At 65.1% G+C, this 6196-nt stretch carries 6 protein-coding genes and 1 pseudogene; 3 read left to right on the plus strand and 4 right to left on the minus strand.

Features of this window, described 5'->3' with window-relative positions:
* Positions 1 to 1329 (plus strand): hypothetical protein (locus tag ACE3UY_RS15960; RefSeq protein ID WP_374688488.1); only part of this gene is annotated, 1329 nt, incomplete at its 5' end.
* Between the two features lie 103 nt (positions 1330 to 1432).
* Complete coding sequence (locus ACE3UY_RS15965) at positions 1433 to 1753, plus strand: nucleotidyltransferase domain-containing protein (RefSeq protein ID WP_374688489.1); 321 nt, start codon at positions 1433 to 1435, stop codon at positions 1751 to 1753.
* Between the two features lie 112 nt (positions 1754 to 1865).
* Here ACE3UY_RS15965 and ACE3UY_RS15970 read toward each other — a convergent pair whose 3' ends face one another.
* Both ACE3UY_RS15970 and ACE3UY_RS15975 read right to left on the minus strand, forming a co-directional pair.
* Positions 1866 to 2438 carry a formylglycine-generating enzyme family protein gene (locus ACE3UY_RS15970; RefSeq protein WP_374688493.1) on the minus strand — a complete coding sequence of 191 codons (573 nt, stop codon included), beginning with the start codon at positions 2436 to 2438 and terminating at the stop codon, positions 1866 to 1868.
* A pseudogene (locus ACE3UY_RS15975) lies at positions 2378 to 2509 on the minus strand (hypothetical protein); the annotation flags it as partial. The gene ACE3UY_RS15970 and the pseudogene ACE3UY_RS15975, both read right to left, overlap by 61 nt.
* Before the next feature lie 206 nt (positions 2510 to 2715).
* Between ACE3UY_RS15975 and thpR the strand changes: the two are divergent.
* Positions 2716 to 3294, plus strand: a complete 579-nt coding sequence (gene thpR / locus ACE3UY_RS15980) for an RNA 2',3'-cyclic phosphodiesterase (RefSeq protein ID WP_374688490.1) — start codon at positions 2716 to 2718, stop codon at positions 3292 to 3294.
* A gap of 81 nt (positions 3295 to 3375) precedes the next feature.
* Here the strand turns inward: thpR and tyrS are convergent, their stop codons facing one another.
* Together tyrS and ACE3UY_RS15990 are read right to left on the minus strand one after the other, a co-directional pair.
* Positions 3376 to 4659 (minus strand): tyrosine--tRNA ligase, encoded by a 1284-nt coding sequence (tyrS, locus tag ACE3UY_RS15985; RefSeq protein WP_374688491.1) that lies wholly within the window; start codon positions 4657 to 4659, stop codon positions 3376 to 3378.
* Between the two features lie 189 nt (positions 4660 to 4848).
* The coding region (locus tag ACE3UY_RS15990; protein WP_374688492.1) for a VWA domain-containing protein at positions 4849 to 6196 on the minus strand (1348 nt) is incomplete at its 5' end.

Below are 6196 nucleotides of genomic sequence, written 5' to 3' on the forward strand. Positions count from 1 at the left end.
ACCCGCGCCGGCGTCAACGCCGGCAAGGCGAGCAGCTTCCTGAGCGGCGGCGCGCTGAGCCTGAGCGGCGAGGGGCTGCGCCACGCGGCGCGGCTGGTCAACGGCATTGACTTCCGTCCCGCCTACGCCGCCGGCAACCCGCCCGGCGCGCTGTGGCCGGCGCTGTCAACGCTGGCCGTCGTCGCGCTGACGGTGGCGCTGGTGGCCGGTGTGGCGCGGGCGGTCGTGGCCCTGCGCCGGCCGGGACGCGAGCGGCGGCTGGCGGTCGTGCTGCTGGTGTGGTTCGGCGCGCCGCTGCTATTGACCAGCATCAAAGGCGCGTTCGACGTGCATCCCCACTACCTGCTGCTGACGCTGCCGGCCGGGCACGTGCTGGCGGCGTGGGGGGTTGGGAAGAGGAACACAGAGAGACACGGAGGGCGGACACAGAGGGACACAGAGAAAGAACTCTTTTCTCTGTGTCCGTCTGTGTCTCCTCTGTGTTTCTCTGTGTTCCTCTTCTCTCTCCTCATCGGCCTCATCTTCGCCCACGACCTGTACCGCGCCAACCAGCTCGTCGCCCGCCAGCCGGCGGCGGCCAACTTCGACGGCTGGTCGCTGGGCGCGGGGGCGCAGATCGGCCGGGCGGTGCGCGACCTGGTGACGGCCGACCCCGGCCCCACCCCGCGCCGTCTCGTCGCCGAGGGGGACAAGGCGCTGCTGAGCGGGCTGAGCGCCGCCTACGTCCAGCCCGTGCGCGGCGTGGCCTATCCCGACTTCGTGCTGATCTCGCCGCAGACGCCGCTGGTTTACGTCATCGAGGGGGACGGCGCGCTGCCCGAGCACCTGCGCCCGCTGCTGGCGGCCGAGCCGGCGCGGTCGCTAACCTTTCCCGGTGGAGCGGAAGTCCATTTCGCCCGGACGCTCCCGCCGGCCGCCGCGGCCATCGGCGAGCGGGCCGCCGCGCCGGTCGGCTGGCCGAGCGAGGCCGGGCTGACGCTGGTCGGCTACACGCTGGCCCCGGCCGGGCCGGACGGGACGCGGGAGTTGGTCGCCTACTGGCGGGTGGACGACCTGCACCCGGATCGGGGCGAGTGGTTCGTGGCGGGCAGCTATCAGGTGCTAGACGGCGCGAGCGGCCTGGTCGCCAACGTTGGCGGCCACGGGCAGTGGGCGCACCGCTGGGAAGTGGGGGACGTGTACGTGGAGCGGGTGGCGATCCCCGCGCCGGCCGACGGCGGGCCGTATACGCTGGCGATTGGGTTGTTCGATAGCATTCGGGGGGTGGGGTATGGCTTGTTTGATGGGGGGGCGGTGGTGGGGCAGTACGTGATCGCGTTGGAAGAATAGGACGCTGATAGACGCGGATTGGGACGCTGATTTTCGCGGCGTGAATCAGCGTAGAAATCAGCGTCCATCAGCGTCCCATTCTTTCGGTGGTATAATGGCGGTCATGAACGAGGAACTGGCTTCCGTCTTGCAACAGTTGCGCGCCGGGTTGGCGGCGATGTATGGCGAGCGGCTGGAGCGGGTGCTGCTCTATGGGTCGCGGGCGCGGGGGGACGCGGAGCCGGAGTCGGATGTGGATGTGTTGGTGGTATTGGCCGGGGACGTGAATCCGATGGCGGAGATTCGGCGAACCGGTGAGTTGGTGGCCGACCTGTCACTAGAGCATAACCTCGTTCTCACCTGTCTCTTCATGAGTGCGGACGAGTTCGCCGAAGAGGATGACCCGTTTTTGCGTAACGTGCGACGGGAGGCGCTTCCAGCGTGACGGCAAAGATATGTACACAGGCAGGATGCGTTTGTATTTGTCCGGAAGTAGCTCGCGAGCAACTGGTTAGTTGACATTGTAGCATTAGGTTATCGTTGAGAGGCTATTGCACTTAAAAAGGAGGACCAGGAAAAACATTAGTATCGAACAGCGAATTGTCAAAACTTAGGGGATGCTCCACTACCCGGAAACCTACATTTGGGTCACCAATATACGGGAAGCTTGGTTGCCGAAAGTCTACGCGCATTTTATTTGCGTCGTCGTCCCATGCACCTCCACGTAAGGGTCTCGACCTGTTCAAGTTATACCATGCCGCTGTGAATTCGCGGACATTCCCACTCATGTCGACACAGCCATAAGGACTATCCCCTTCCGGAGAATACTGGCTGACTGGTGTTGTGCCACCGTTTGCGCCGCTAAAATTGCAGTGTACCAATGTCGGCGTTTCATTCCCCCACGGCCAGATACGTCCATCAGTTCCACGCGCAGCTTTCTCCCATTCCGCTTCAGTAGGTAACTGTAGATCTGCCCAATCACAGAAAGCCTTTACATCATCATAATTGACGTATACCACGGGATGCTCAGTCTCTGTTCTGGGTAGTGGATAGTTACCTGACGGACTTCGCCAGTTTTTATCTCGCCGTGGCCGAACTCGGCGACGACTTCCGGGAAGTAGTCGAAGCAGAGCGTGTCCAGTTCTTCATCGCTGAAGGACTGGAGGATGAATTGGCGCAGGGCGGCGTTATCGATCGTCATGGCTACCGGCTGGCGAAATGATAGCCCAGGCTACGATGTGCGACAATCTGAAGAATGGCACGCTGATAACGCTGATTCCGCGCAGATTGACGCTGATAAGAAAACAGATTGTTTCCGATCAGCGTGAATCAGCGCGGAATCAGCGTCATCAGCGTCCCATCTCTTCCCGGTGGAGCGATTTGGAAAAATCGCTCTACAATAGCCATATGGACACGATCCGCGCTTTCATCGCCATTGAGTTGCCGCCGGCGGTCAAGACCGAGTTGGGCCGCGTGGCCGAGGGGCTGGGGGCGGGGCTGCCGCGCGGGGCGGTGCGCTGGGTGCGGCCGGCGCAGATGCACCTGACGCTGCGCTTCCTGGGCGACACGCCGGCCGAGCGGCTGCCCGACGTTGGCCGCGCCCTCGACGCCGCGGCGGCGACGCAATCGCCGTTCGCGTTGCGGCTGGACGGCGTGGGCTGCTTCCCCAACCGGCGCGCGCCGCGCGTGGTCTGGGTGGGACTGGCCGCGCCGGACGGGGGCGAGAGCGCGCCGTTGCTGGCGCTGAAGGCGGCGCTGGACGGGGCGCTGACGCCGCTAGGCTGGCCGCCGGAGGACAGGCCGTTCCGCGCCCATCTGACGTTGGGCCGGGTGAAGGATGAGGGGGCCGTGCGCGGTGTGGAATGGGCGGCCGATGTACAGCCGCTGGCCGTGCCCGTCGCCGCCCTTCATCTGATCGAGAGCGATCTACGCCCCGATGGGCCGATCTACACCGTTCGGCGCACCAGTCACCTGCGAAGCGATTAAACACGGATGGGACACGGATGAAACGGATTGAACGAACGATCAATCCGTATTATCCGTTAAATCCGTGTCCCCTATCCGTGTTCAATTCTGCACCCTCACAAGATGGTACTGCCGCCGCCCCTTGCGTAGTAGAAGGAAGCGGCCGTCAATAGCCTGCGCGACGCTCACGGTGCAGCCCGTGTCGGCCACGCGCTCGTTGTTGAGGTAGATGCCCCCGCCCTGGATGGCGCGGCGGGCGTCGGCCTTGGAGCTGGCCAGGCCGCTGCTCGCCAGCAGATCGACCAGAGGCAGGCCGCCGCTCAACGCCTCCCGACCGATCTCGCTCGACGGCACCTCGGCAAAGATGTCCTCGATGTCGGCCGCGTCCAGCCCGGTCACGTCGCCGCCGAAGAGCGCCTGCGATGCCTGCTCGGCGCGGGCCAAGGCCGTCTCGCCGTGAACCATGCGCGTCACCTCGCGGGCCAGCCGCCGCTGCGCCTCGCGCCGCTCCGGCTGCTCGATGACCAGGCGCTCCAACTCGGCGATCTCGGCCGCCGTCAGCCAGGTGTAGTACTTCAGGTAGGTGCCCACGTCGGCGTCGTCGGTGTTGAACCAGTACTGGTAGAAGCGGTAGGGCGAGGTGCGCGCCGGGCTGAGCCAGACGCTCGTGCCCTCGGCCGTCTTGCCGAACTTGCTGCCGTCGGCCCGCGTCAGCAGCGGGTAGACCAGCGCGTGCGCCCGCTGCCCGCGCGCCCGGCGGATGAGCTCCACCCCGGCGACGATGTTGCCCCACTGGTCGCTGCCGCCCGCCTGCAAGAGGCAGTCCTGGGTCTCGAACAGGTGCAGGAAGTCGTAGGACTGGAGCAGCATGTAGCTGAACTCGGTATAGGAGATGCCGCTGTCGTCGCGCTCCATGCGCGACTTGACCGAGTCCTTAGCCAGCATGTAGTTGACCGTGAAGTGCTTGCCCGTGTCGCGCAGGAAGTCGACCAGCGACAGCCGGCGCAACCAGTCGGCGTTGTTGACCACGCGGGCCGGGTTGCTCTTGACCTCGAAGTCGAGTACGGACGTGAGCTGCTGCTTGATGTGCTCGACGTTCTCGTCAATCACATCCAGCGACAGCAGGTTGCGCTCGGTGCTCCGACCGCTGGGGTCGCCGATCATGCCCGTGCCGCCGCCGGCCAGGGCGATGGGGGTGTGGCCGTAGCGCTGCCAGCGGGCCAGCTGCATCATCGGCACCAGGTTGCCGATGTGGAGCGAGTCGGCCGTGGGGTCGAAGCCGTTGTAGAGGGTGATCTTGTGGTGGCTCACCAGATCGTCCACGCCCTCGGTCATGTCGTAGATCAGACCGCGCCAGCGCAGTTCGTCCAGAATCGTCGTCGCCATGTCCATGCTCCTGCAACAAAAAAGACGCGGCTGCGCCGCGTCCTTTGGCTCTTGGGTGTGCCGTCCGTCAAAGACCGGCAACCGTCAAGCGCGCCGACAGCGCAGCCCGGAAAGGTTGCCGGTAATAATAAGAACGAACAGCCATCTGTCTCATGATGGCGACATCATAACACGGAGAGGCGGGGGCCGTCAAGCGTCCATCAGCCGGTCAACGGCCGCCGACAGTTGGGCCAGGTTGCGCACCATGTAGACCTGGTCGCACAGCGGCGCGTACTCCAGCATGTCGCTGTCGCCCGTGCCCCACTGGCGCGGATTCTCTGGATTGAACCAGATGAGCCGGCGCGAGCGGCGCTGGAGGTCCTTGATCAGGTCGATGCGCGGCGAGTTGTAGTTATTGCGGCCGTCGCCCAGGATGACCACCGTCGTGCGGTTGTTGATGCTGTCGAGCCAGCTATCGAAGAACGTCTCCAGGCTGTTGCCCAGGTCGGTGGCGTAGTGCTGGGGGGCGCGGCCGTAGAAGGTCGCCATGACCCCATCCACCGCGTCGGCGGCCCGGCTGCCGGCGATGGTCAGGCTGATCTCCTCCATGTCGGCATAGTAGCCGAAGCTGCGCGTCTTGCTCACCTGATCCTGCAACTCGTAGGTCAGCCGCAGCATGAACTCGGCCACGGACAGCATGGAGCGCGACACGTCACACAGCAGCACCAGGCTGGGCTTGAGCTTCTTGCGCTTGAACTTGATCTCCATCGGCACGCCGCCGTAGCGCTGGTTGGCGCGGATGGTTCCTTTCGAGTCGAACTTGCCGTCCTTGCCCCGCTTGCGGCGCAGCGCGGCGCGGCTGCGCAACTGCGTCACCAGCCGCTGCACCTCCTTGCGCAGCAGGTTGGCCTCCTCGTCGGTCAGGGACTCGAACGGCTTGTGCATCAGGTCGGAGCCGTAGATCTCTTCCGGCCGGTTGGCGCGCTGCTCGGCGATCTGGCGGCCGACGTGCTGGCCGACCTGCTCGCTGAGCGCCTCGCGGTTGGCCTCGACGACGCCCATCAGCTTCTCGATGGCCTCCTGGCTCATGCCCATCTCGGCCAGCTTCTCCATCAGTTCGCGGAGTTGCTGCTCCAGGTGGCCCATGCCCATCTGCTGAAGCATGCGGCGGGTCACCCAGCGCCCTTCCTGCGGGCTGTTGGCCCACTGGATGCCGGCGCGCTCGGCCAATTCGTCCAGTTCTTCCTTGGTCGGCCCCTCGCCGCTGGTCAGCCAATCCATGAGCTGCTGGAGGCGTCCGCTCAACGCCTGGAGGGCGGCCTGGAGCATCTCCTGATCATCCTCGGACAGATCTTCCATGGCGCTCTGCATGGGCGGGCCGCCGCTGCCGAAGTAGAGGGGGAACAGCTCTTCAAAGGCGGCGAAATCGTCGGACTCTTTCACCAGAGTGGCGCGCAAGGACTGGCGGAACAGCTCCTTGTCCATGATGCCCAGGACTTCGACCGCGCGCATGGCGTCCATCGATTCGGCCATCGATACCCGCACGCCGGCGGCCCGC

Source organism: Promineifilum sp. (SeqCode), from assembly GCF_041918635.1.
In the GTDB taxonomy this organism is placed as follows: Bacteria; Chloroflexota; Anaerolineae; order Promineifilales; family Promineifilaceae; genus Promineifilum.